Here is a 24839-nt window from a genome sequence, read left to right as displayed (position 1 = left end):
AATAAGGCTTTTTTCTTTATCTCGCCCCAAATTTGTCCCTAAAATTGAAAATTTTGTTCTAAAAAGTGCTCAAATCCCCTCTAGTCCCGTTTTAAAGTGACTCAGGGGGCTTTTTTTGATATAATAAGAAGGACTGTGATCAGTTAGAAAGAGGTTGGTATGAAAGAATTACAAACTGTACTAAAGAAGCGTTTTGCAATCGAATTTGCAGACAAAAACTTACTGGAAACGGCCTTTACTCATACGAGTTATGCCAATGAGCACCGCCTCTTAAAAATTTCACACAATGAGCGCTTGGAATTTTTAGGAGACGCTGTTCTGCAATTATTGATTTCAGAATATCTGTATAAAAAATATCCTAAGAAACCAGAGGGAGATTTGTCCAAACTCCGTGCCATGATTGTCCGTGAGGAGAGTTTGGCAGGTTTTGCGCGTGATTGCCAGTTTGATCAGTTTATCAAGCTAGGAAAAGGGGAAGAAAAGTCTGGTGGGCGCAATCGTGACACCATTCTTGGCGATGCCTTTGAAGCCTTTCTGGGTGCTTTGCTTTTGGACAAGGATGTTGCTAGAGTAAAAGAGTTCATCTATCAGGTCATGATTCCCAAGGTTGAAGCAGGTGACTTTGAAATGATTAAGGATTACAAGACACACCTGCAAGAGCTGCTCCAGGTCAATGGCGATGTGGATATTCGCTACCAAGTGACCTCTGAAACGGGACCTGCTCATGATAAGGTTTTTGATGTAGAAGTTCTGGTTGAGGGCAAGAGTATCGGAAAAGGTCAAGGCCGTTCTAAAAAATTGGCAGAACAAGAGGCCGCCAAAAATGCAGTTGAGAAAGGGCTGGATTCATGTATTTAAAGGAGATTGAGATTCAGGGATTCAAGTCCTTTGCTGACAAGACCAAGGTCGTCTTTGATCAAGGTGTGACAGCTGTCGTTGGGCCCAATGGTTCTGGGAAGTCAAATATTACAGAAAGTCTGCGATGGGCCTTGGGGGAGTCTAGTGTCAAGAGCCTTCGTGGAGGCAAGATGCCCGACGTTATCTTTGCTGGAACTGAAAGCCGCAAACCACTCAATTATGCCTCTGTTGTCGTGACTTTGGACAATGAAGATGGCTTTATCAAGGATGCGGGGCAAGTCATTAAGGTAGAGCGTCATATTTACCGTAGTGGAGATAGCGAGTATCGAATTGATGGCAAGAAAGTTCGCTTGCGTGATATTCATGACCTCTTCTTGGATACAGGTTTGGGGCGGGATTCCTTTTCCATCATTTCCCAAGGGAAGGTTGAGGAGATTTTTAATTCCAAGCCAGAGGAACGCCGTGCTATTTTTGAAGAAGCTGCTGGAGTTTTAAAATACAAGACTCGTCGAAAAGAAACAGAAAGCAAACTGCAACAAACTCAAGACAATCTCGACCGCTTAGAAGACATTATCTACGAGTTGGACAATCAAATCAAGCCCCTTGCAAAACAAGCCGAGAATGCTCGTAAGTTTCTAGACTTGGATGGTCAACGTAAGGCGATTTACTTGGATGTACTGGTTGCCCAAATCAAGGAAAACAAGACTGAACTAGAGTTAACAGAAGAAGAGCTAACGCAGGTTCAGGAACTTTTGACTAGCTATTACCAAAAGCGTGAAGAGTTAGAAGAGGAAAATCAAAGCCTTAAAAAGAAACGTCAGGATCTCCAAGCTGAAATGGCCAAGGATCAAGGAAGTTTGATGGATTTGACTAGTTTGATCAGTGACTTAGAGCGAAAACTAGCCCTGTCTAAACTGGAATCTGAGCAAGTAGCCCTCAATCAACAAGAGGCACAAACCCGTTTGGCGACTTTGGAAGATAAGAGAAAGGTTTTAAGTAAGGAAAAGGCTGAAAAAGAAGCGAACTTGGAACAGTTAGAGAAAAGTCTAGCTGAAAACAACAAGGAACTCAATCGCCTAGAAGCAGAGTTGTTGGCATTTTCAGATGATCCTGACCAAATGATCGAGCTCTTGCGTGAACGTTTTGTGGCGCTTTTACAAGAAGAAGCGGATGTCTCAAACCAGTTGACCCGTATCGAGAATGAGTTGGAAAACAGCCGTCAATTATCTCAAAAACAAGCAGATCAACTTGAGAAATTGAAAGAACAACTGGCTACAGCTAAAGAGAAGGCTAGTCAACAACAGGCTGAGCTTGAAACCGCCAAGGAGAAAGTTCAAAAATTATTGGCAGACTACCAAGCTAGTGCCAAGGAACAAGAGAAGCAGAAAGTTTCTTACCAAGTCCAGCAGAGTCAACTCTTTGACCGTCTGGATAGTCTCAAAAACAAGCAGGCTCGAGCCCAGAGTTTGGAAAACATCCTAAGAAATCATAGTAATTTTTATGCGGGTGTTAAGAGTGTTCTTCAAGAAAAAGCCCGTCTTGGTGGGATCATTGGTGCAGTCAGTGAACATTTGACCTTTGATGTGCATTATCAAACTGCTTTGGAGATTGCACTTGGAGCTAGCAGTCAGCATATCATCGTAGAAGATGAAAACGCAGCAACCAAGGCGATTGATTTCCTCAAACGTAATAGAGCTGGTCGTGCAACCTTTCTTCCATTGACGACGATCAAGGCTCGTACGATTTCTAGTCAGAATCAAGATGCTATCGCAGCAAGTCCAGGATTTCTGGGTATGGCAGATGAGTTGGTGTCGTTTGATAAGAGATTAGAAGCCATTTTCAAGAACTTGCTAGCTACGACAGCGATTTTTGATACTGTAGAACATGCGCGTGCCGCAGCTCGCCAAGTTCGTTATCAGGTTCGCATGGTGACACTGGATGGGACAGAGTTGCGCACAGGTGGTTCCTACGCGGGTGGAGCCAATCGTCAAAACAACAGTATTTTCATCAAGCCAGAGCTGGAACAATTACAAAAAGAAATTGCTGAAGAAGAAGCTGACTTGCGGTCAGAAGAAGCGACTTTGAAGACCTTGCAAGATGAGATGGTAGTATTAACAGAAAGATTAGAAGCTATCAAATCTCAAGGTGAGCAAGCTCGTATTCAGGAGCAAGGCTTGTACCTTGCTTATCAACAAACCAATCAGCAGGTCGAAGAACTGGAAACGCTTTGGAAACTTCAAGAAGAGGAATTAAATCGCCTATCTGAAGGAGATTGGCAAGCGGACAAGGAAAAATGCCAAGAGCGCCTTGCTACTATCACCAGTGAAAAGCAAAATCTGGAAGCTGAGATTGAAGAGATTAAGTCTAACAAAAACGCTATTCAAGAACGTTATCAAAACTTGCAGGAACAGATTTCTCAAGCGCGCTTGCTTAAGTCCGAACTGCAAGGACAAAAACGGTACGAAGTGACTGATATAGAACGCTTAGGTAAGGAACTGGATAATCTGGATATCGAGCAAGAGGAAATCCAGCGCCTCCTCCAAGAAAAGGTTGATAATCTTGAGAAAGTGGATACGGATTTGCTAAGCCAGCAGGTGGAAGAGGCCAAAACTCAGAAAACAAATCTCCAACAAGGTTTGATACGCAAGCAGTTTGAGTTGGATGATATCGAAGGCCAGCTGGATGATATTGCCAGCCATTTGGATCAGGCTCGTCAGCAGAATGAAGAGTGGATTCGTAAACAAACACGTGCTGAAGCCAAAAAGGAAAAGGTCAGTGAACGCTTGCGCTATCTACAAGCTCAATTAACTGACCAGTACCAGATTAGCTATAATGAGGCGCTAGAAAAGGCTCATGAACTGGAAAATCTCACTCTGGCAGAGCAAGAGGTTAAAGATCTTGAGAAGGCTATTCGCTCACTGGGTCCTGTCAACTTGGACGCTATTGACCAGTACGAAGAAGTTCACAATCGTTTGGATTTCCTCAATAGCCAGCGTGATGATATTTTGTCTGCGAAAAACCTGCTCCTTGAGACCATCACAGAGATGAATGATGAGGTTAAGGAACGCTTTAAATCAACCTTTGAGGCGATTCGTGAGTCCTTTAAAGTGACCTTTAGACAGATGTTTGGTGGAGGTCAGGCAGACTTGATATTAACTGAGGGTGACCTTTTAACAGCTGGTGTGGAGATTTCTGTTCAACCACCAGGTAAGAAAATCCAGTCTCTCAACCTCATGAGTGGTGGTGAAAAAGCCCTATCTGCTCTGGCTCTGCTCTTCTCCATTATCCGTGTTAAGACCATTCCTTTTGTTATCTTGGACGAGGTAGAGGCTGCGCTAGACGAAGCCAATGTCAAACGTTTTGGGGATTACCTTAACCGCTTTGACAAGGATAGTCAGTTCATCGTCGTAACCCACCGTAAGGGGACGATGGCGGCAGCGGATTCTATCTATGGAGTGACCATGCAAGAATCAGGTGTTTCTAAGATTGTTTCGGTTAAGTTAAAAGATTTAGAAGAAACAATAGACTAGTTACCAAATGATAGCATCTCTTAGGAGGTGCTATTTTTTAAAACTAAAGCCCTAAATTTTCTCTTACGGTCAGTTCAGGCGCAAAAAACGATATTTGGGATTTCCTCTTAGCGAAAAGACTTTCTCTATGATATAATAGTTTCATGATTACAACAGTACCTATTAAGAACGAAAAAGATATTGCAGTACCAGGTAATACAGTCCTTGTACTAGGTTATTTTGATGGCATCCACAAGGGACATCAGAAACTCTTTGAAGTGGCCAGCAAGGCTTCGATGAAGGATTATCTGCCAGTTGTCGTGATGACTTTTACAGAATCGCCAAAACTTGCCTTACAACCTTACCAACCTGAACTCATGCTCCATATCGTCAATCACGAAGAACGGGAGCACAAGATGAAGTGGCACGGAGTAGAGGCTCTATTCTTACTTGACTTTAGTAGCAAATTTGCCAATCTAACAGGGCAGGAATTCTTTGATACCTATATCAGGGCTTTAAAACCAGCGATTATTGTAGCAGGATTTGACTATACTTTTGGCTCTGATAAGAAAACTGCGGATGACCTGAAGGATTATTTTGATGGAGAGATCATCATTGTTCCTCCGGTCGAAGACGAAAAGGGCAAGATTAGTTCTACACGGATTCGTCAGGCAATTCTTGATGGAGATGTAAAGGAAGTCAATCATCTGCTCGGCACTCCGCTCCCATCTCGTGGAATGGTCGTTCATGGAAATGCTCGTGGGCGGACTATTGGTTATCCAACAGCCAATCTGGTCCTAAGAGATCGAACCTATATGCCGGCAGACGGTGTTTACGTAGTCGATGTCGAAGTGCAACGTCAAAGATATCGTGGCATGGCGAGCGTTGGTAAAAATGTTACCTTTGATGGAGAAGAACCACGCTTTGAAGTCAATATTTTCGATTTTTCAGATGATATTTACGGTGAGACCGTCATGGTCTACTGGCTGGACCGTGTCCGAGATATGGTCAAATTCGACTCCGTAGAGGAACTGGTAGACCAACTCCAGAAAGACGAAGAGATTGCTCGAAACTGGAAGGGTGGAGAGTGAGAGTTTTCTATCAATTCGAAAGAGTAGATAGAATGAAATTCATATAATGGACAAAAAAAGTAGCCTTGTCAGGCTACTTTTTTATTGAAACACGCGATAGACATAAGGATTTTCTGGTTTGTCTACTTTTGTGAAACTCTCAACCTCTAGTGTTGGGAGTTTTTGCTTGAGTTCTTTATGATAGTGGAGGGTCAGGGTTCCTCTAGCGGTGATCCAGGTATTGTCAGGATACTGGCGTGAGTTTCCCTTGGTCAAGAGTCCATATACACCAGAGTCTGCGATACAGTGGATGATGCCAAAGCGAAAGAGGAACTGGCTATCTGGATGGCTAGGATCGTTATAGACAAAGCCTGTAAATTCGATTTGCTTTCCTTCAAACTCTTGAGGGTAGTCATAGAGAACTTCCATGACCTCCATATAGTTTTCATCTGTAACCTGAATGGTTGATTGGGAGAGGTATTTATCAGCTGTAGCTCTCATTTCCTTTTCATAAGCAGATTTGGAAAAATAGGTACTGGTATCGGGTTTGAGGTATTGACTGGATGTTCCTTCGCTTGCCTGAATGGCTGTGTTGATTCCCTCAGCAAGTGGGAAATGATATCCTTTGGCAGATACGGTTCTCGAGTCCAAACTTACTGTCGGAAAGGCAACCCCAATCAACAGAGGTAGTGACAGTAACAGGATGCTGATTCGTCTAGATCGACGACTTTCCAAATGGATGTGAGAGTTGATTTTCTTGATCCAGATATAGAATTGGACCAGAGCCAACAGAAGAGAAAGGATCATGGAGATATAGACTAGATAGGAATAGTGGAGGTTGATGTAGTGACTGAGCTTGCCAGAAAGCTGCAGATACAGAGTTAGGGCAAAATAACCCAGTAAAATGAAAAATCGCATCATAGCAACACTCCAAACATGTAAGAATAAAGCAAGACAAGCACTGTCACAATACCCATGAATTGCCAGATGAAGCGCGCTTTGAGATAGTGCTTCATCATGAGGAGATTTTTGATATCAAGCATGGGGCCAATGACTAGAAAAGCAAGGACTGGTGCTAGGCCAAAGCTCGAGAGAAGAGAAGCTCCGATAAAGGCGTCCGCCTCGCTACAAAGCGAGAGGAGAAAGGCAAGAAACATGAGCAAGAGAATCGCAAGGAGTGGGCTAGCACTGATAGAGGTCAGAATCCGAGTCGGGACATAGACCTGCACGATAGCTGCAAAGAGACAACCAAAGACCAAATAGCACCCCATATCGAAAAACTCATCAATAGCCTGTATAAAGACCTGAAAGACTTTTCTAGCGGGACTCAAGTGTGAAAAGTCATGTTCATGGCAAGTGATAGGATTCTCTTTTTGAATAGATTCCTTCAAGAAAAATCCTAGAAAAATACCCAATACCAAAGCAACTACAATGGCTCCCAGAGCTCGCAAGAAGGTAATTTTTAAGGAATTGCCAAAGGCAGAATAGGTAGCGAAAAGAACGATAGGATTGATGATAGGAGCAGTCACCAGAAAAGGAACTGCCGTGTAGCTGGGGACTTTCTTTTCCAAAAAACGATTGATAATCGGAACGATTCCACACTCGCAGGATGGGAAGAGAAAGCCAATGAAGGTACCAAAAAAGATTCTCCCCCAACGATTGCGAGGGAGAAACTCAGTGACTTTATCTGGTGTGATGTAGACTTCAATCCAGCCGGAAATAATACTACCAATCAAGACAAAAGGAAGGGCTTCGACGATGATGGAGAGAAAAATAGCTCCCGCTTGTAAGATGCTAGGAGGAAGAGATTGGAAAAAAGTCATCTATTTTTTCTTCTCAACTTTTTCTTTTTTATCTTTGTCATCTGGGAAAGTGACCTGTGTTAAGTCAGGAAGTTTGGCAAATTCTTCAAACATCTTGTCCAAATCATCAGTTTTTGTAAATTTAACAGCCATGGGCCTACCTCTTTTCTACATTCTACCTCTATTATACTATTATTTTGCAGAAAAGGGATTATTTTTATTTTGACAATCAAAGAGGTAAAAACAGGTAAGATGAAACAAGCCTTATCCCTTATGGTATAATAGGTTTATGGATAAAAAATATGAAAAAATCTCCCAAGATTTGGGTGTAACCTTAAAGCAAATCGATAGTGTTCTAAGTTTAACGGCTGAAGGGGCGACAATTCCCTTCATCGCGCGTTATCGAAAGGATATGACTGGTAGTCTGGATGAAGTGGCGATTAAGGCCATTATTGACTTGGATAAAAGCCTGACTAATCTCAATGACCGCAAGGAAGCAGTCTTGGCTAAGATTCAAGAACAAGGCAAGCTAACAAAGGAATTGGAAGAAGCTATCTTAGCTGCTGAAAAACTAGCAGACGTAGAAGAACTCTATCTTCCATACAAGGAAAAGCGTCGGACCAAGGCAACCATTGCTCGCGAAGCTGGACTCTTCCCTCTCGCACGCTTGATTTTGCAGAACGTAGCTGACTTAGAGAAAGAAGCCGAGAAGTTTGTCTGTGAAGGATTTGCGACTGATCAAGAAACCTTAGCTGGAGCGGTTGATATCTTGGTAGAAGCCTTATCCGAAGATGTCAATCTACGTGCTATGACCTATCAGGAAGTTCTGAGACACTCTAAAATCACTTCGCAAGTCAAGGATGAGAGTCTTGATGAAAAACAAGTTTTTCAGATATATTACGATTTCTCAGAGACAGTTGGCAACATGCAGGGTTATCGTACCTTGGCCCTCAATCGTGGTGAGAAACTAGGTGTCTTAAAAGTCGGTTTTGAGCACGCGTCAGATCGTATTCTTGCTTTCTTTGCTGCCCGTTTCAAGGTGAAAAATGCCTATATAGATGAAGTTGTTCAACAGTCAGTTAAGAAAAAGGTCTTGCCTGCTATCGAACGACGCATTCGGACAGAATTAACTGAGAAAGCAGAAGAAGGAGCTATCCAACTCTTTTCTGACAACCTGCGCAATCTTCTCTTGGTTGCTCCGCTGAAAGGGCGCGTGGTTCTAGGATTTGACCCTGCCTTTCGTACAGGTGCCAAACTTGCTGTCGTTGATACAACAGGTAAAATGTTGACAACCCAAGTCATTTATCCAGTAAAACCAGCATCAGCTCGTCAGATTGAAGAAGCAAAGAAAGATTTGTCGGACTTGATTGGTCAATACGGTGTGGAAATTATTGCTATCGGAAATGGAACTGCCAGTCGTGAAAGTGAAGCCTTTGTGGCGGAAGTTCTTAAAGATTTTCCAGAAGTCAGCTATGTTATCGTCAATGAAAGTGGCGCTTCTGTCTACTCTGCCAGCGAACTTGCGCGTCAGGAATTTCCAGAATTAACCGTTGAAAAACGCTCTGCTATCTCTATTGCCCGTCGTTTGCAAGATCCCCTCGCTGAATTGGTTAAAATCGATCCTAAGTCAATCGGTGTCGGTCAATACCAACACGATGTTAGTCAAAAGAAACTGTCTGAGAGTCTGGACTTTGTCGTCGATACAGTGGTCAACCAAGTCGGTGTCAATGTTAACACAGCCAGCCCAGCTCTTCTTTCCCATGTAGCTGGACTCAATAAAACCATTTCTGAAAATATCGTCAAATACCGTGAAGAAGAAGGAAAAATCACTTCACGCGCTCAAATCAAGAAGGTTCCTCGTCTAGGTGCCAAAGCCTTTGAGCAAGCTGCAGGTTTCCTCCGTATTCCTGAAAGTAGCAATATCCTTGATAATACAGGAGTTCATCCAGAGAACTATGCTGCGGTTAAGGAGCTTTTCAAACGCTTGGATATCAAGGAGTTGAATGAAGAAGCACAAAATAAGCTTAAGTCCCTTTCAGTTAAGGAGATGGCGCAAGAACTAGATCTTGGCCCAGAAACCCTTAAAGATATTATTGCCGACCTTCTCAAACCAGGTCGAGATTTCCGTGATTCTTTTGATGCACCTGTACTCCGTCAAGATGTACTGGATATCAAAGACTTAAAAGTCGGCCAGAAGCTAGAAGGTGTGGTGCGTAATGTCGTTGACTTCGGTGCCTTCGTTGATATCGGGATTCACGAGGATGGTTTGATCCATATTTCCCACATGAGTCGCAAATTTATCAAACATCCTAGTCAAGTGGTGTCTGTTGGAGATTTGGTAACGGTTTGGGTTAAGAAAATCGATACTGAACGTGAAAAAGTTAATCTGTCGCTCCTAGCTCCAGATGAAACTGACTGAGTACGTTCAGTCCGTTTCCCTCGAAGACTTTGGTAGACCTTTTACACACCAAGCCCAATGGAATTCTCGTCTGCGAACGACAGGTGGGCGATTTTTCCCTAAAGATGGGCATTTGGATTTTAATCCCAAGGTCTATAATGAACTTGGTTTGGAGGTTTTTCGGAAAATCGTGCGCCATGAACTCTGTCACTATCACCTTTATTTTCAGAAAAAGGGGTATCGGCATAAGGACCGAGATTTTAAGGAACTTTTGAAAGAAGTGGATGGACTACGCTTTGTTCCCCCTTTGAGAGCCCAAAGTAATTTCCTAGTTTATCAGTGTCAATCCTGCCAGCAACGCTATCAACGAAAGAGGAAGATTGATACCAAGTGCTATCGCTGTGGCGTCTGCCGTGGTAAACTCGTCATCCTAAATCGGCCTAAGGACTGATGTTTGTGCCCCCGTTTCATGATATACTACTTGTAAGAATACCGAAAGAGGAACAAATCATGAATACAAAATTTTATAAAATGAAACGAAATAGTATGGTATCGGGAGTTTTAGCTGGTTTATCAGACAAGTGGAATTTTGATGTAACTCTAGTCCGCTTTCTCTTTGCCATTTTTACCATATCAAATTTTGGGATTGGTGTGATTATCTACATCATCCTCGCCTCTATTCTGCCAACTAAGGAAGAGATTGAAGCAGAAATGTACGGAACAGGACCACGCAAACGTAAGGATGCTGAGGCCATTTATGACAATGATGGACGGTTTTGGTGAGTCGGATTTGGAAATAGTTTATAGATGATTTCCTTGTTTCTTGAAGAAATTAGAAAAAGTAGTGAATCCTAACCCTTGCATCCGCAAGGGTTTTCTTCTTGCCTTTCTTTTATGGTAAAATATTGATAGCGAAATTGCTTGATATTCTTCAATCTTACAAAAATGTAAGATTAAAGTCTCTTTTGTAAGGTTAGGTTATGGCAAGCCATCTTTTTTTGCGATAAACTAGACTCATAAAGAATAAAGGAGCAAAACCATGAAAAGAATTTTACAAAAGAAAACAAGAAAACCAAGTCAAAAAGATATCGAGCGTGTTCAACTGGGATGCGCTATGATGCAAGCACAGTTTCAAATGATGGGATATTAAGAAGGAGAAAATCATGACACTTTTAGATGTAAAACACGTTCAAAAAATCTACAAAACACGTTTCCAAGGAAACCAAGTCGAAGCACTCAAAGATATTCACTTTACCGTAGAAAAGGGTGACTACGTTGCCATCATGGGTGAGTCTGGTTCAGGAAAGTCAACCCTGCTCAACATCCTAGCTATGCTGGATAAACCAACTCGAGGCCAGGTTTACCTAAACGGAACAGACACAGCCACTATTAAAAATTCACAGGCTTCGAGTTTCCGTCGGGAAAAGTTGGGATTTGTCTTCCAAGACTTTAACTTGCTAGATACCCTGTCTGTTAAGGACAATATCTTGCTTCCGCTAGTATTATCACGAAAACCTATCACAGAGATGATGAAGAAATTGGTAGTAACCGCTGAAAATCTGGGCATCAACCAATTGCAAGAGAAGTACCCTTACGAGATCTCAGGAGGTCAAAAACAGCGGGTAGCAGTAGCACGCGCCATCATCACAGAACCTGAAATTCTCCTTGCGGATGAGCCAACAGGAGCCCTTGACTCCAAGTCATCTGCAGCCTTACTCGATGTATTTGATGAAATCAATGAACGCGGTCAAACTATTCTTATGGTAACCCACTCAACGGCAGCAGCCAGCAGGGCCAAGCGAGTTCTCTTTATCAAGGACGGCATTCTTTACAACCAAATTTACCGTGGAGACAAGACAGAGCGTCAGATGTTCCAAGAAATCTCTGATACTTTGACTGTTATGGCAAGCGAGGTGAATTAGTATGTTCCGATTAACCAATAAGTTAGCGGCATCCAACTTGATTAAAAACCGCAAACTCTACTATCCCTTTGCCCTTGCTGTTCTCTTAGCAGTGACCATCACCTATCTCTTTTACTCACTGTCACTTAATCCTAATATTGGCAAGATACGAGGGGGAGAAACTATCTCTATGACCCTCGCTCTCGGTATGGTGGTTGTTACCATCGCTTCTGGAATTATTGTCCTTTATGCCAATAGTTTTGTCATGAAGAACCGTTCCAAGGAGTTGGGTGTATATGGTATGCTGGGGCTTGAAAAGCGCCATTTGATCAGTATGGTTTTTAAGGAGCTTCTTATTTTTGGTTCCTTAACCTTGACAGCTGGTCTTGGTCTAGGAGCTCTCTTTGATAAGCTAATCTTTGCCCTCCTTTTGAAGTTAATGAATATGAAGGTAGAGCTCGTTTCGACTTTTCAACCAATTGTCTTTATCCTAGTTCTCATCGTCTTTGGAGCTATCTTCCTAGGTTTGATTTTTATCAATGCCTTTCGCATCGCACGCATGAATGCCCTTCAGCTCTCTCGTGAAAAAGCCAGTGGTGAGAAAAAAGGACGTTTCTTAGGTCTTCAAACCATTCTAGGTCTGATTAGTTTGGGAGCGGGTTACTACCTAGCGGTTACAGTTGAAAATCCACTTTCTGCTGTTCTGATTTTCTTCGTAGCAGTCTTGTTGGTAATTTTGGGAACTTATCTTCTCTTCAATGCAGGGATCACAGTTTTCCTACAAATCTTGAAGAAAAACAAGCGTTATTATTACCAACCTAACAACATGATTTCCGTATCCAATCTTATTTTCCGTATGAAGAAAAATGCGGTTGGTCTGGCGACGATTGCTATTCTTTCAACCATGGTCTTAGTGACTATGTCTGCTGCAACGAGTATCTTTAAAGGCTCTGAAACTTTCAAGAAAGTCATGAATCCACATGATTTTGGAATTACAGGACAGAATATTGAAAAAGAAGACATAAATAAACTCCTAGACCAGTATGCTAGTGATAAGGGATTGACTGTTACAAAGAAAGAAGTTCTTACATACAGTAGCTTTGGTGTGGCAAATCAAGAAGGTACGAAATTAACAATCTTTGACAAAGGTCAAAACCGTGTTCAACCGAAAACTGTTTTTATGGTCTTTGACCAAAAAGACTACGAGAATATGACGGGGCAAAAACTCGCACTTTCAGGAAAGGAAGTTGGATTGTTTACTAAAAACAAAGAACTTCAAGGACAGAAAGAACTGACTCTAAATAACCAGACCTACACGATCAAAGAAGAAATCAAAAAAGATTTTATTCTTGAACATGTCCCAAATCAGTACAATATTCTAACTTCGGACTATAACTATCTGGTTGTTCCTGACCTACAAGTCTTTCTTGACCAGCATCCTAATTCTTCCATCTTTAATCAATACTACGGTGGTATGAATGTAACAGCTAGTGAGGAAGAGCAACTCAAACTTGCCAACGACTATTCAAAATTCCTTGGTGATTTTAATAGAGAATTAAGCAAAGAAGGAAGCTATGTTTACGGAAGCAATCTGGCTGATAGTAGTGCGCAGATGAGTGCTCTCTTTGGTGGAGTCTTCTTCATCGGTATCTTCCTCTCTATCATCTTTATGGTGGGAACGGTTCTCGTCATCTACTACAAACAAATCTCTGAAGGCTATGAAGACCGTGAACGATTTATCATTTTGCAAAAAGTCGGTCTCGATCAAAAGCAAATCAAGCAAACCATTAATAAACAGGTCCTAACTGTTTTCTTCCTCCCATTGCTCTTTGCTTTCCTACACCTTGCCTTTGCCTATCATATGCTTAGCCTCATTCTAAAAGTCATTGGGGTACTAGATGCAACCATGATGTTGACTGTCACTCTGTCCATCTGTGCCATCTTCCTCATCGTCTATGTCTTGATCTTTATGATTACCTCAAGAAGCTATCGCAAGATTGTGCAAATGTAAAAAAAATACCTCGATGTTTATCGAGGTATTTCTTTTATCTTAAATGCTGAAGAGTTGTCCAAATAGGTAAGTCACTCCCATAGTTAGAAGTCCGATACAGAGGTTACGGATCATAGCAGTTTTCGTAGGAGCCTTGCCTAATTTAGCACTGGTATAGCCAGTGACGAGAAGGGAAAGGGCAACGATAAAAACAGTAGCAGGAATGCGATAGTTACTTGGAAAGATGATAATGGAAAGCATAGGAGGAAGACTTCCCAGTACAAAGGCGATAAAGCTAGAGATCGCAGCATGCCAAGGATTGGTAAACTCTTCATACTCGATACCGTATTTTTCCTCAACTAAGGCTTTGAGTGGATTTTTTAAAAAGGCCTTGTTGGTCAAGAGTTGGGCGGACGTTTCACACTCACCATTTTGAAGGTAAGCAGCATAGAGGGATTGTTTTGCAGATTCGATGTCTTTATCTAAGAGTAATTGCTCTCTAGCGACAGCGGCTTCTTCCGTATCTTTCTGAGTGGATACAGAGACATATTCGCCACCGGCCATAGAAAAAGCACCAGCGAGGATAGCGGCCAATCCTGATAAAAAGATAATCCAGATATTGATCGTCGCACTGGCAACACCTATAACGACTCCAGCAATGGAAATAATTCCATCATTGGCTCCTAGAACACCTGCGCGTAGGATATTGAGTCGGCCTGTAAAGTTAGCATCAATTTCATGTTTTATTTCTGTCATAGTCATCTCCTTTCTCTCCATTATAGAGAAAAGGGTAGGGGAATACAAACTTTTTAAACTATCTGAAAAAAGTTCTACTATTCTAATTTTTAGGCCCTTTGAAGTTTCTCCGAAAAAGTAGTGCTATCCTACTGTACTGGACCTTTTTAAACTTATCTATGGTATAATAGAAGATAGATTTATCAATTGGAGAACGAAGAATTTTATGATTAAACTTGTAGCAACCGATATGGATGGAACCTTTCTAGATGGAGCGGGTCGGTTTGATATGGAACGCCTTAAAAACGTACTTGTTTCCTACAAGGAAAAGGGGATTTATTTTGCAGTGGCTTCAGGTCGCGGTATCTTGTCCCTGAAAAAGTTGTTTGCAGATGTGCGTGATGAAGTGATTTTTATAGCTGAAAATGGGAGCTATGTTGAGTTTCATGGTGAGGATATGTATGAGGCTACTATGTCTCGGGATTTTTACTTGAATACTTTTGAAGCTTTAAAGAAATCACCCTATTTTGATGAAAGTAAAATGCTCTTGACTGGGAAAAAAGCTTGTTACGTATTAGATACAGTGGATGAGACCTATCTCATGTTTAGTCGTCACTACAATGAAAACATTCAAAAAGTAGCGAGTTTGGAAGATATCTCAGATGAGATTTTTAAATTCACTACTAACTTTACTGAAGAAACGATAGAAGTTGGTGAGGCATGGGTCAACGAAAATGTTTCTGGTGTGAAAGCCATGACCACAGGTTTTGAATCCATCGATATTGTCTTAGACTATGTTGATAAGGGTGTGGCTATTGTTGAGTTGGCAAAAAAACTTGGTCTAACAATGGATCAGGTTATGGCGTTTGGCGATAATCTCAATGACCTTCATATGATGCAGGTTGTGGGGCATCCAATCGCTCCTGAAAATGCGCGACCAGAGATTTTAGAATTAGCAGAGACAGTGATTGGCCACCATAAGGACCAATCAGTGATGACTTATATGGAGGGCTTATAATGGCAGATATTAAATTGATTGCATTGGACTTGGATGGCACCTTGCTGACAACGGATAAAAAGCTAACAGAACGTACCAAGGAGGTCCTCAAAGCTGCGCGTGATCGTGGCATCAAGGTCGTTCTGACAACAGGTCGTCCTTTGAAGGCTATGGATTTCTTTCTCCATGAGCTAGGGACTGATGGTCAGGAGGACGAGTACACCATCACCTTTAATGGTGGTCTGGTACAGAAAAATACTGGAGAGATTCTCGATAAAACCGTCTTTTCAATCGACGATGTAGTACGATTGTACGAGGAAACTGAAAAACTCGGATTACCGTTAGATGCTATTTCAGAAGGAACCGTCTATCAAATCCAGTCTGACCAAGAAAGTCTATATGCCAAGTTCAATCCAGCCCTGACCTTCGTACCTGTCGCTTTTGAAGAGCTATCTAGTCAGATGACGTATAATAAATGTGTGACAGCCTTTGCCCAAGAACCCTTGGATGCAGCCATTCAACAGATTTCTCCTGAATTGTTTGACCAATATGAAATCTTCAAATCGCGTGAACTCTTATTGGAATGGTCACCGAAAAACGTCCACAAGGCAACAGGTTTAGCGAAATTAATTAAACACTTGGGTATTGACCAAAGTCAAGTCATGGCTTGTGGGGACGAGGCCAATGACCTTTCTATGATTGAGTGGGCAGGTCTGGGAGTTGCCATGCAAAATGCAGTTCCAGCAGTTAAGGAAGTTGCTAATGTCGTTACCCCCATGACCAACGACGAGGAAGCCGTTGCCTGGGCTATTGAAGAATACGTGCTAAAGGAGAATTAAAATATGGGATTATTTGACCGTTTATTCGGGAAAAAAGAAGAGCCGAAAATCGAAGATATTGTAAAAGAAGCTCTGGAAAATCTTGATTTGTCAGAAGAGGTTGAAGAAAACCAAACGGCAGTCGAAGAAACTTCTCAGGAAGAGACAGCAAGAGAAAAAGAAGAAGAAACACTTGCTCAAGAAGAAATTTCACAGGTCTCGACAGAAGAAGTGATTGAACCAGAAGCAGTCGAGGTAACTGCTCAGAAAGAGGTTGAGCTAGAAGTTGATGAGACGGAGCAAAGCCAAGAACCTAAAGAAGTTTTAGAAGGAGAGAGCCAAGAATCTCTAGAAGCTGGAGAAGAGCTAGCGTCTGAAGTAGTAGAAGAAGAAAGTCCCCAGCCTGAAGAAACTGTTCAGGAAAAATATGACCGCAGTCTCAAGAAAACCCGTACGGGATTCGGTGCTCGTTTGAATGCCTTCTTTGCCAACTTCCGTTCTGTCGATGAAGAATTCTTCGAGGAATTGGAAGAACTGCTCATCATGAGCGATGTCGGTGTGCAGGTCGCTTCAAACTTAACAGAAGAGCTACGTTATGAAGCTAAACTCGAAAACGCTAAGAAGCCTGACGCACTCCGTCGTGTCATTATCGAGAAATTGGTTGAACTCTATGAGAAGGATGGCAACTACGATGAACAAATCCATTTCCAAGATGGCTTGACAGTCATGCTCTTTGTTGGAGTGAATGGCGTTGGTAAAACCACCTCTATCGGAAAATTAGCTCATCGTTACAAGCAAGCTGGCAAGAAGGTCATGTTGGTTGCGGCAGATACATTCCGTGCCGGAGCTGTTGCCCAGCTAGCTGAATGGGGCCGCCGTGTTGATGTTCCTGTTGTGAGGGGGCCTGAAAAAGCTGATCCAGCTAGTGTAGTCTTTGATGGGATGGAACGTGCTGTAGCAGAAGGGATTGATATTCTTATGATTGATACAGCAGGCCGTCTGCAAAACAAGGACAACCTCATGGCCGAGTTGGAAAAGATTGGTCGCATTATCAAACGTGTCGTTCCAGAGGCACCCCATGAAACCTTCCTTGCCCTTGATGCTTCAACTGGACAGAATGCCTTGGTGCAAGCTAAAGAATTTTCTAAAATCACCCCAGTTACCGGTATTGTGTTGACCAAGATTGATGGAACTGCTCGTGGTGGTGTTGTTCTGGCAATTCGTGAAGAACTTAATATCCCAGTAAAATTAATTGGTTTCGGTGAAAAAATCGATGATATCGGGGAATTTAACTCAGAAAACTTTATGAAGGGTCTCTTAGAAGGCTTGATTTAATACAAAATAAATATCCTGCAAGTCAATCTTGCAGGATATTTTTGTTATTCTAAACGACCTTCTTCACGATAGGCGATATCTGGTTGCCAGGTCCATTTGGCACCATACTTCTCAAGTAAGTCAAAGCTAGCTTGAGGTCCCATACTTCCGGCTTTATAGTCATGAAGTGGAGCACCGTTTTCCGCCCAGAGCTCTTCGATACGGTCAATCAATTTCCATGAAGCACTTACCTCATCCCAGTGGCTAAAATTGGTTGAGTTGTTGTTCAAGACATCGTAGATTAATTTCTCGTAAGGATCAGGTGAGGCCCCAGTAGCAGTAGCATCTGTACGGTAATCCAAAGAGCTTGGTGCTAGGTTAAATTCTTCACCGACTTGCTTCCCATTGAGGCTGAGTGAGAATCCTTCAGTTGGTTGGATATAGATTGTCAAAATGTTTGGAGCAAGTGGTTCTCCAAAGATAGAGTCCATTTGCTTAAAGACGATATTGACATGAGTTCCTTTTTCAGTCAGACGTTTCCCTGTACGGAAGAAGAAGGGAACACCACGGAAACGATCGCTGTCTACAAAGAAGGCACCAGATGCAAAGGTTTCTGTTGTAGATTCTGGGTCGACATTTGGTTCGCTTCGATAAGAAATGTATTTCATGCCATCGATTTTACCAGAGCGATATTGACCACGGATAAACTGTTCTTTCAATTCTTCCTCAGTTGGATGATAGAGGTTTTTAAAGACCTTTATCTTTTCAGCACGAATCTCATCCTTTGTAAAGCTAGCTGGTTTGTCCATGGCCAGAAGAGAGAGGAGTTGGAGAGTATGGTTTTGCACCATATCACGAAGGGCACCAGATTGATCATAGTAGCCACCGCGTTCTTCAACACCCAAGCGTTCCGCAAAGGTAATTTGAATATTATCAATGTGCTCACGGTTCCAAACATTCTCAAAGATCATGTTGGCAAAACGAACAGCAAAGATACTCTGAATCATCTCTTTACCTAGGTAATGGTCGATACGGTAGATTTGCTCTTCATCAAAGGCTGCAAGGAGATCTTCATTGAGTTTGCTAGCTGTTTCGTAGTCTGTACCAAATGGTTTCTCAACGATTAAGCGCTCAAAACCTTTGCCATCAACAATGTTTTCAGATTTGAGGTGCTTGGCAATAGTTCCAAAGAACTGAGGTGCCATAGACAAGAAGAAGAGCTTGTTGTGTTCAGCTTGGTATTTTTCGTTTAGCTCAGCTTGTAATTGGCGCAAAGCAATGTAATGTTCCGTATCATTCACATCATGGCTTTGATAGTAGAAGTGGCTAGCAAATTCTTGGGCTTGCTCGGTACTATCTGCCAAATCAAGGATGGACTCGACAACTACAGATTCAAAATATTCTTTACTCCAAGGTCTACGAGCTGTTCCGATAACAGCAAAATGCTCAGAGAGATTGCCTGATTTATAGAGTCTGAAAAGGGAAGGGTAGAGTTTGCGTTTAGCTAAATCTCCACTCGCACCGAAAATTGTAACAATAACCTTTGATGACATCTAGCTACCTAATTTCTATATTTTTTCCTAGTTGGACTAGGGATGAGATTTCCTCATTATCATAGTTTTTATTTTATCATAATTTTCAAAAAAAACAAAAAATCCAATACGCAATTAAAAAACTGTAAGGAGAACCTTACAGTTTTGTTTTATACATTTAAGACCTTGTCCAAGAACTCTTTTAGACGAGGGTGTTGCGGGTTGTCAAAAATTTGATCTGGAGTTCCATCTTCCAGGAATTCACCATCAGCCGTAAAGATAACACGGTTGGCTACCTGACGAGCAAATCCCATCTCATGGGTTACGATAATCATGGTCATGCCTTGTTCCGCCAATTCCTTCATAACGTTTAGTACATCTCCGACCATCTCAGGGTCAAGAGCGGAAGTTGGCTCATCAAAGAGCATGATATCAGGATTCATGGCAAGTCCACGAGCGATAGCTACACGCTGTTTCTGACCACCTGAAAGGCTATCTGGGTTGGCATTAGCTTTATCTGCTAGTCCAACCTTTTCAAGCAACTCCATCCCCAATTTTTCAGCTTCTTCTTTGGTCATCCGTTTGTGTTCAATAGGAGCAAAAGTGATATTTTCTAGGACGGACATGTGAGGGAAGAGGTTGAAATGTTGGAAGACCATTCCCACGTTTTCACGAACATGGTCGACATTGGTTGATTTTTCAGTCAGATCATAACCATTTACTGTGATGTGGCCACTCGTTACCTCTTCGAGGAGGTTAAGGCTACGGAGGAATGTGGATTTACCAGAACCGGAAGGACCGATGATACAAACAACATCTCCTTCATAAAACTTAGTAGTAATACCTTTTAAAACTTCGTTTTTTCCATAGTACTTATGCAAATCATTTACATCAATTTTTAGTTTTGCCATTAACGAATCCTCTTTTCTAAGCGTTTCGCTAGTCTAGTCAAAAGCGTGATAATTACAAGATAGAAGATAGCAAGGATTGCATACATCTTGAAACTTTGGTAGTTACGGGCGATGATGATCTTACCAGTTTGGAAGAGTTCCACCAAACCGATAGCAGAGACGATGGTTGTATCTTTAAGAGCGATAACGAATTGGTTGACAAAGTTTGGCAACATCAATTTAGTCGCTTGTGGCAAGATTATCTTACGCATGGTTTTTCCATAAGAGATACCAAGACTGCGACTGGCTTCCATTTGCCCAACTGGAACAGCTTGAATCCCACCACGAACGATTTCAGCGATATAAGCTGCCGCATTGAGTGAGAGGGCGATAGTACCAGCTACAAAGTCATTGATTGGACTTTGTTGGCCTGTAATGGACTCGATGAAGTTTGGAATACCCCAGAAGATGAAGGCTGCAAGAATCATCAATGGGATACCACGGATAACGTCAACGAAAATCTCAGAGATCAGACGAAGTGATTTGTATGGGCTAACGCTAAACATACCGAAGATAATACCAATGACAATGGCAATTGCAAATGAAATAAGCGCTAGAGCAAGAGTGATTCCAAGTCCACTAAGAAGTTGTTTGTAGTTATTTTGAAGCAAGCCCCAGATAGTTGTTTCGTCAACCGTACTTGTAGAGTCAGTTGAAGTTTCGCTAGCTAAATACTTGTCAAGAATCTTTTGGAATTCTCCGTTAGCTTTGAGGTTCGCAAGTCCATTATTGAACATCTGGATCAATTCTGGGTTTGTTCCTTTTTTAACCGCAAAGGCTGTTTCTCCGATTGGAGTTCCAGCGATTGGCGTTTTCAATTTTTGACCTTGGCTGATAGAATATTTGAGAACTGGCTCATCATCCATCACGGCATCGATAGATCCAGTATTCAGACTGTCATACATTGATGCGCCATCTGCAAAGGTTTTAATCTTATAGCCGTATTTGTTTTGATTCTCAGTAAGGAAGGTTTGAGAAGCGGTTCCGTTTTTAACACCGACAGTTTTATCCTTGAGGTCCTCATAAGAAGCGATGGTGCTTGATTCTTTCACGCCGAGAATCGTATTTGCTGTGTAGTAGGATTCTGAGAAGTCGAAGGTTTCCTTACGGGCATCTGTTACAGACATGCCAGCAATGATACCATCTGCTTGTCCTGCTTGAACAGCACTAATGGCTGCGTCAAATCCTGGGTTGGTAATTTCAATTTCAAAACCTTGATCTTTGGCAATGGCCTTGATAAGGTCCATATCAATACCGGTGTATTGATTACTTGAATTTTGAAAAACGAATGGGGCGAAAGATGAGTCGCTGGCAATAATGTACTTGCTTTTCACTGGTGTAGCTTTTTGTCCAGCAGCAGTAGTTGTCGTTGGGGTTGCCGTAGTTGTAGAAGCTGTCCATTTTTGGATGATTTGCTCCAAGCTACCATCTTTCTTCATTTGGGCTAGGGCTTCGTTAAACTCGCTAACCAAGTGTTCATACTTGCTCCCTTTTTTGACACCAAAAGCAAAACTTCCAACAGCCTCACCATCCATATTGATGCTGAGATCTTGTCCTTGGTTAATCGCATACTCAATAACAGGTTTATCATCCATGATGGCGTTCACAGCACCAGCACTTAGACTGTTATTCATCAAATCACCAGTATCAAAGGTTTTAATAGAGAAACCGTATTTATCTTTGATACTTTCGAGGAAACGTTGAGCGGCAGTTCCGTTCTTAACCCCAACCGTTTTTCCGCTAAGTTCCTCATATTTGGTGATTTTATTTGCCTTTGTCGTAGCAATGACAACTTTTGTATCATAATAGGTATCAGACATGGTAAAGACATTTTCGCGTTCTTTTGTTTTTGTCATACCTGCCATAATAGCATCTGCTTGACCTGACTGCACCGCATTTACAGCTGCATCAAAGCCAGGATAAGACATTTGGATGTTCCATCCTTTGATTTCTGCGACTTTATTGATAATATCAACATCAATCCCTTTATAGGTTTGATCTGAATCTTTAAACTCAAAAGGTGCGTAAGCTGTATCAGACACAATCTTAACAGTATCAGCTTTTGCCATACCTAGTGAGAAAATGGGAAATAAAATGAGCAAACATGCTAGTATTTTTTTCTTCATTTTTAGTCTCCTTTTCCGAATATTTTCCCATTATATCAGAAAATGAATGAAAAGGCAAATTTTATGGATTTTATGTAAGGAAATGTAACATGAAATACTCACTCTTATCAACCTAGAGTAGAGTCTGAAAAGTAAATTTATGGTAAAATAGAAGGATAGAAAAATGCAGATGAGGCAATCATGATTAATAGAATTACAGATAATAAATTTAAACTAGTATCAAAATACCAACCTTCAGGAGATCAACCCCAAGCGATTGAGCAGTTGGTTGACAATATCGAAGGTGGAGAGAAGGCCCAAATTTTGATGGGGGCGACGGGTACAGGGAAGACCTATACCATGAGTCAGGTCATTTCCAAAGTTAATAAACCAACTTTGGTCATTGCCCATAACAAAACGCTAGCTGGGCAGCTCTATGGAGAGTTCAAGGAATTTTTCCCTGAAAATGCAGTCGAGTACTTCGTATCCTACTATGATTATTATCAACCAGAGGCCTATGTCCCTTCGAGCGATACCTATATTGAGAAGGATAGCTCGGTCAATGATGAGATTGACAAGCTTCGACACTCAGCGACTTCAGCTCTTCTGGAGCGTAACGATGTCATCGTCGTAGCTTCTGTCTCTTGTATCTATGGTTTGGGTTCGCCCAAGGAATATTCTGATAGTGTTGTTAGTCTTCGTCCAGGTCTGGAGATTTCTCGTGATAAACTCTTGAATGACTTGGTTGATATTCAGTTTGAACGCAATGATATTGATTTCCAACGGGGAAGATTTCGTGTTCGTGGGGATGTGGTGGAGATTTTCCCAGCTTCCCGTGATGAACACGCTTTTCGAGTAGAGTTTTTCGGGGATGAGATTGACCGTATCCGTGAAGTTGAGGCTTTGACAGGTCAGGTATTGGGAGAAGTGGATCATTTGGCGATTTTCCCAGCCACTCACTTTGTGACCAATGATGACCACATGGAGGTTGCTATTGCCAAGATTCAAGCAGAGTTGGAGGAGCAGTTAGCTGTCTTTGAGAAGGAAGGCAAGCTACTAGAAGCCCAGCGTTTGAAACAGCGGACAGAGTATGATATTGAGATGTTACGTGAGATGGGTTATACAAATGGGGTTGAGAACTACTCTCGTCACATGGATGGTCGTAGTGAAGGAGAGCCTCCTTATACGCTTCTCGACTTTTTCCCAGATGATTTCTTGATCATGATTGATGAAAGTCACATGACCATGGGGCAAATCAAGGGCATGTATAATGGAGACCGTTCTCGTAAGGAAATGCTAGTTAATTATGGTTTCCGTTTGCCGTCTGCCTTGGACAATCGCCCTCTCCGTCGTGAGGAGTTTGAGAGTCACGTTCATCAGATTGTATATGTTTCAGCGACACCAGGTGACTATGAAAATGAACAGACCGAGACAGTGATTGAGCAAATCATTCGTCCGACAGGACTTCTAGATCCTGAAGTGGAAGTTCGTCCAACTATGGGACAGATTGATGACCTCCTAGGTGAAATCAATGCCCGTGTTGAAAAGAATGAACGGACCTTTATCACCACTTTGACTAAGAAAATGGCTGAAGACTTAACCGACTACTTCAAGGAAATGGGCATCAAGGTTAAGTACATGCACTCGGACATTAAGACCTTGGAGCGGACGGAGATTATCCGTGACCTACGTTTGGGTGTTTTTGATGTTTTGGTCGGAATCAACCTGCTCCGCGAAGGGATTGACGTTCCTGAGGTAAGCTTGGTTGCTATTCTAGATGCTGACAAGGAAGGTTTCCTTCGTAACGAACGTGGCCTCATCCAGACCATTGGCCGTGCTGCCCGTAATAGCGAAGGGCATGTAATCATGTATGCGGACACGATGACTCAGTCTATGCAACGTGCCATCGATGAAACGGCTCGCCGTCGGAAAATCCAGATGGCTTATAATGAAGAGCATGGTATCGTACCTCAAACCATTAAGAAAGAAATCCGTGACCTGATTGCTGTGACCAAGGCAGTTTCTAAGGAAGAGGACAAGGAAGTCGATATCAATAGCCTCAACAAACAAGAACGCAAAGAACTCGTCAAGAAACTGGAAAAACAAATGCAAGAAGCCGTCGAAGTGCTTGACTTTGAACTGGCAGCTCAGATACGCGATATGATGTTGGAAGTCAAGGCGTTGGGGTAGTGAAGGAGAAAACGAATGAAAATTTTAGTGATCAATGGACATCCTGACAAGGGAAGTTTCTGTCAAGAAATTTTTCAAACGATTGTAAAAAATATTGACTCAAATCATCATGAGTTTGAATCTATTAACCTAAATGAGATAGATTTTGATCCTGTATTACGTTATGGTTATCGAAAACGGATGGAAGAGGACCCCTTCATACTTCGCTCTCAGGAATTAATTCAGTGGGCAGATCATTTCATTTTTGTTTATCCAATTTGGTGGAGTAGTATGCCTAGTTTATTGAAGGGTTGGATCGATCGTGTTTTCACGCCAGGAATTGCGTACTCTGCCAATAATCAAGGAAGTTTTATTTTAAACTACTTAAGGGGTCAGCAGTTTAAAAAGTTACTAAAAGGAAAAACAGCTAGTATTTACGCAACATCCATGGCACCAACATGGTGGTACAAAGTATTTTCAGGTCCTATCAATATCCCAGACAGTTATGGAATATCAGTATTAAAGAATGCTGTCCTAAATCACTGCGGTATCAAAACAAAGAAAGTTTCAATTTTGGGTGAATTAGGGCGTGAGGTGAATACAAATTCTACAAGACAAAAATATCTACAAAAAGTAGCTGAGGAAGTCAAGGCTTTGGATTAGTGAAATAAATTTTAATATGTTTATCTAG

General features: G+C 41.9%; 20 protein-coding genes. 13 read left to right on the top strand and 7 right to left on the bottom strand.

Features of this window, described 5'->3' with window-relative positions:
* Positions 1-159: 159 nt before the first annotated feature.
* The 3 genes from rnc (at position 160) to B7720_RS08610 (ending at position 5458) form a co-directional block, all read left to right on the top strand.
* The gene (gene rnc, locus B7720_RS08620; protein ID WP_000661472.1) at positions 160-858 is read left to right on the top strand and encodes a ribonuclease III; all 699 of its coding nucleotides are present in this window, start codon (positions 160-162) and stop codon (positions 856-858) included.
* The gene (smc, locus tag B7720_RS08615; protein WP_084857562.1) at positions 849-4388 is read left to right on the top strand and encodes a chromosome segregation protein SMC; all 3540 of its coding nucleotides are present in this window, start codon (positions 849-851) and stop codon (positions 4386-4388) included. The genes rnc and smc overlap by 10 nt, the downstream gene beginning before the upstream one ends.
* Positions 4389-4531: 143 nt before the next feature.
* Positions 4532-5458, top strand: a complete 927-nt coding sequence (locus B7720_RS08610) for a bifunctional riboflavin kinase/FAD synthetase (RefSeq protein ID WP_084857560.1) — start codon at positions 4532-4534, stop codon at positions 5456-5458.
* A gap of 81 nt (positions 5459-5539) precedes the next feature.
* On the opposite strand, the gene B7720_RS08605 is transcribed toward B7720_RS08610, so the two are convergent.
* The 3 genes from B7720_RS08605 to B7720_RS09865 are packed head-to-tail and all read right to left on the bottom strand — an operon-like array spanning position 5540 to position 7392.
* Positions 5540-6358, bottom strand: coding sequence for a TIGR03943 family putative permease subunit (locus B7720_RS08605; RefSeq protein ID WP_084857558.1), 819 nt, complete (start codon positions 6356-6358; stop codon positions 5540-5542).
* Positions 6355-7260 carry a permease gene (locus B7720_RS08600; RefSeq protein ID WP_084857556.1) on the bottom strand — a complete coding sequence of 302 codons (906 nt, stop codon included), beginning with the start codon at positions 7258-7260 and terminating at the stop codon, positions 6355-6357. Before B7720_RS08600 ends, B7720_RS08605 begins: the two co-directional genes overlap by 4 nt.
* Entirely contained in the window at positions 7261-7392 is a 132-nt protein-coding gene (locus tag B7720_RS09865) for an SPJ_0845 family protein (protein ID WP_000268696.1), read from the bottom strand.
* Positions 7393-7528: 136 nt separating this feature from the next.
* On the opposite strand from B7720_RS09865, the gene B7720_RS08590 reads away from it, so the two are divergent.
* From B7720_RS08590 to B7720_RS08570, 5 genes are all read left to right on the top strand, one after another.
* Entirely contained in the window at positions 7529-9658 is a 2130-nt protein-coding gene (locus tag B7720_RS08590; protein WP_084857554.1) for a Tex family protein, read from the top strand.
* Positions 9645-10088 (top strand): SprT family protein, encoded by a 444-nt coding sequence (locus B7720_RS08585; RefSeq protein ID WP_000778613.1) that lies wholly within the window; start codon positions 9645-9647, stop codon positions 10086-10088. Before B7720_RS08590 ends, B7720_RS08585 begins: the two co-directional genes overlap by 14 nt.
* A gap of 59 nt (positions 10089-10147) precedes the next feature.
* Positions 10148-10420 carry a PspC domain-containing protein gene (locus tag B7720_RS08580; protein WP_001092787.1) on the top strand — a complete coding sequence of 91 codons (273 nt, stop codon included), beginning with the start codon at positions 10148-10150 and terminating at the stop codon, positions 10418-10420.
* Between the two features lie 380 nt (positions 10421-10800).
* Positions 10801-11559, top strand: a complete 759-nt coding sequence (locus B7720_RS08575; RefSeq protein WP_000173369.1) for an ABC transporter ATP-binding protein — start codon at positions 10801-10803, stop codon at positions 11557-11559.
* A 1-nt stretch (position 11560) separates the two neighbouring features.
* Positions 11561-13549 carry an FtsX-like permease family protein gene (locus B7720_RS08570; RefSeq protein WP_084857552.1) on the top strand — a complete coding sequence of 663 codons (1989 nt, stop codon included), beginning with the start codon at positions 11561-11563 and terminating at the stop codon, positions 13547-13549.
* Positions 13550-13588: 39 nt separating this feature from the next.
* On the opposite strand, the gene B7720_RS08565 is transcribed toward B7720_RS08570, so the two are convergent.
* Complete coding sequence (locus B7720_RS08565; RefSeq protein WP_084857550.1) at positions 13589-14284, bottom strand: VIT1/CCC1 transporter family protein; 696 nt, start codon at positions 14282-14284, stop codon at positions 13589-13591.
* 205 nt (positions 14285-14489) lie between these two features.
* Between B7720_RS08565 and B7720_RS08560 the strand changes: the two genes are divergently transcribed.
* From B7720_RS08560 to ftsY, 3 genes are read left to right on the top strand one after another with little or no spacing between them, the layout of a single operon-like run.
* Complete coding sequence (locus B7720_RS08560; protein WP_084857547.1) at positions 14490-15281, top strand: Cof-type HAD-IIB family hydrolase; 792 nt, start codon at positions 14490-14492, stop codon at positions 15279-15281.
* A complete protein-coding gene (locus B7720_RS08555) occupies positions 15281-16099 on the top strand; it encodes a Cof-type HAD-IIB family hydrolase (RefSeq protein ID WP_084857544.1) in 819 nt (272 codons plus the stop codon). The genes B7720_RS08560 and B7720_RS08555 overlap by 1 nt, the downstream gene beginning before the upstream one ends.
* A gap of 3 nt (positions 16100-16102) precedes the next feature.
* A complete protein-coding gene (gene ftsY, locus B7720_RS08550; RefSeq protein ID WP_084857542.1) occupies positions 16103-17413 on the top strand; it encodes a signal recognition particle-docking protein FtsY in 1311 nt (436 codons plus the stop codon).
* Between the two features lie 44 nt (positions 17414-17457).
* Here ftsY and zwf read toward each other — a convergent pair whose 3' ends face one another.
* The 3 genes from zwf to B7720_RS08535 form a co-directional block, all read right to left on the bottom strand.
* Positions 17458-18945, bottom strand: a complete 1488-nt coding sequence (gene zwf, locus B7720_RS08545) for a glucose-6-phosphate dehydrogenase (RefSeq protein WP_084857539.1) — start codon at positions 18943-18945, stop codon at positions 17458-17460.
* Between the two features lie 149 nt (positions 18946-19094).
* On the bottom strand, positions 19095-19835 hold the full coding sequence (locus B7720_RS08540) for an amino acid ABC transporter ATP-binding protein (RefSeq protein ID WP_001096337.1): 741 nt from the start codon (positions 19833-19835) through the stop codon (positions 19095-19097).
* The gene (locus B7720_RS08535) at positions 19835-22000 is read right to left on the bottom strand and encodes an ABC transporter substrate-binding protein/permease (RefSeq protein ID WP_084857537.1); all 2166 of its coding nucleotides are present in this window, start codon (positions 21998-22000) and stop codon (positions 19835-19837) included. The genes B7720_RS08540 and B7720_RS08535 overlap by 1 nt, the downstream gene beginning before the upstream one ends.
* Before the next feature lie 180 nt (positions 22001-22180).
* Between B7720_RS08535 and uvrB the strand changes: the two genes are divergently transcribed.
* Together uvrB and B7720_RS08525 are read left to right on the top strand one after the other, a co-directional pair.
* On the top strand, positions 22181-24169 hold the full coding sequence (gene uvrB / locus B7720_RS08530) for an excinuclease ABC subunit UvrB (RefSeq protein WP_084857534.1): 1989 nt from the start codon (positions 22181-22183) through the stop codon (positions 24167-24169).
* Between the two features lie 15 nt (positions 24170-24184).
* Positions 24185-24811, top strand: coding sequence for an NAD(P)H-dependent oxidoreductase (locus tag B7720_RS08525; RefSeq protein WP_000699276.1), 627 nt, complete (start codon positions 24185-24187; stop codon positions 24809-24811).
* Positions 24812-24839: the final 28 nt, after the last annotated feature.

It is taken from the genome of Streptococcus oralis subsp. oralis (genome assembly GCF_002096455.1).
Taxonomy (GTDB): domain Bacteria; phylum Bacillota; class Bacilli; order Lactobacillales; family Streptococcaceae; genus Streptococcus; species Streptococcus oralis_CY.
Note: the sequence above shows the minus strand (reverse complement) of the source record. Positions and strands in the feature narration are given on the sequence as shown.

What these genes read in the sequence shown, in the direction of transcription:
- rnc (WP_000661472.1), top strand. Translation starts at nt 160, where the DNA reads ATGAAAGAATTACAAACTGTACTAAAGAAGCGTTTTGCAATCGAATTT.
- smc (WP_084857562.1), top strand. Translation starts at nt 849, where the DNA reads ATGTATTTAAAGGAGATTGAGATTCAGGGATTCAAGTCCTTTGCTGAC.
- B7720_RS08610 (WP_084857560.1), top strand. Translation starts at nt 4,532, where the DNA reads ATGATTACAACAGTACCTATTAAGAACGAAAAAGATATTGCAGTACCA.
- B7720_RS08605 (WP_084857558.1), bottom strand. Translation starts at nt 6,358, where the DNA reads ATGATGCGATTTTTCATTTTACTGGGTTATTTTGCCCTAACTCTGTAT.
- B7720_RS08600 (WP_084857556.1), bottom strand. Translation starts at nt 7,260, where the DNA reads ATGACTTTTTTCCAATCTCTTCCTCCTAGCATCTTACAAGCGGGAGCT.
- B7720_RS09865 (WP_000268696.1), bottom strand. Translation starts at nt 7,392, where the DNA reads ATGGCTGTTAAATTTACAAAAACTGATGATTTGGACAAGATGTTTGAA.
- B7720_RS08590 (WP_084857554.1), top strand. Translation starts at nt 7,529, where the DNA reads ATGGATAAAAAATATGAAAAAATCTCCCAAGATTTGGGTGTAACCTTA.
- B7720_RS08585 (WP_000778613.1), top strand. Translation starts at nt 9,645, where the DNA reads ATGAAACTGACTGAGTACGTTCAGTCCGTTTCCCTCGAAGACTTTGGT.
- B7720_RS08580 (WP_001092787.1), top strand. Translation starts at nt 10,148, where the DNA reads ATGAATACAAAATTTTATAAAATGAAACGAAATAGTATGGTATCGGGA.
- B7720_RS08575 (WP_000173369.1), top strand. Translation starts at nt 10,801, where the DNA reads ATGACACTTTTAGATGTAAAACACGTTCAAAAAATCTACAAAACACGT.
- B7720_RS08570 (WP_084857552.1), top strand. Translation starts at nt 11,561, where the DNA reads ATGTTCCGATTAACCAATAAGTTAGCGGCATCCAACTTGATTAAAAAC.
- B7720_RS08565 (WP_084857550.1), bottom strand. Translation starts at nt 14,284, where the DNA reads ATGACAGAAATAAAACATGAAATTGATGCTAACTTTACAGGCCGACTC.
- B7720_RS08560 (WP_084857547.1), top strand. Translation starts at nt 14,490, where the DNA reads ATGATTAAACTTGTAGCAACCGATATGGATGGAACCTTTCTAGATGGA.
- B7720_RS08555 (WP_084857544.1), top strand. Translation starts at nt 15,281, where the DNA reads ATGGCAGATATTAAATTGATTGCATTGGACTTGGATGGCACCTTGCTG.
- ftsY (WP_084857542.1), top strand. Translation starts at nt 16,103, where the DNA reads ATGGGATTATTTGACCGTTTATTCGGGAAAAAAGAAGAGCCGAAAATC.
- zwf (WP_084857539.1), bottom strand. Translation starts at nt 18,945, where the DNA reads ATGTCATCAAAGGTTATTGTTACAATTTTCGGTGCGAGTGGAGATTTA.
- B7720_RS08540 (WP_001096337.1), bottom strand. Translation starts at nt 19,835, where the DNA reads ATGGCAAAACTAAAAATTGATGTAAATGATTTGCATAAGTACTATGGA.
- B7720_RS08535 (WP_084857537.1), bottom strand. Translation starts at nt 22,000, where the DNA reads ATGAAGAAAAAAATACTAGCATGTTTGCTCATTTTATTTCCCATTTTC.
- uvrB (WP_084857534.1), top strand. Translation starts at nt 22,181, where the DNA reads ATGATTAATAGAATTACAGATAATAAATTTAAACTAGTATCAAAATAC.
- B7720_RS08525 (WP_000699276.1), top strand. Translation starts at nt 24,185, where the DNA reads ATGAAAATTTTAGTGATCAATGGACATCCTGACAAGGGAAGTTTCTGT.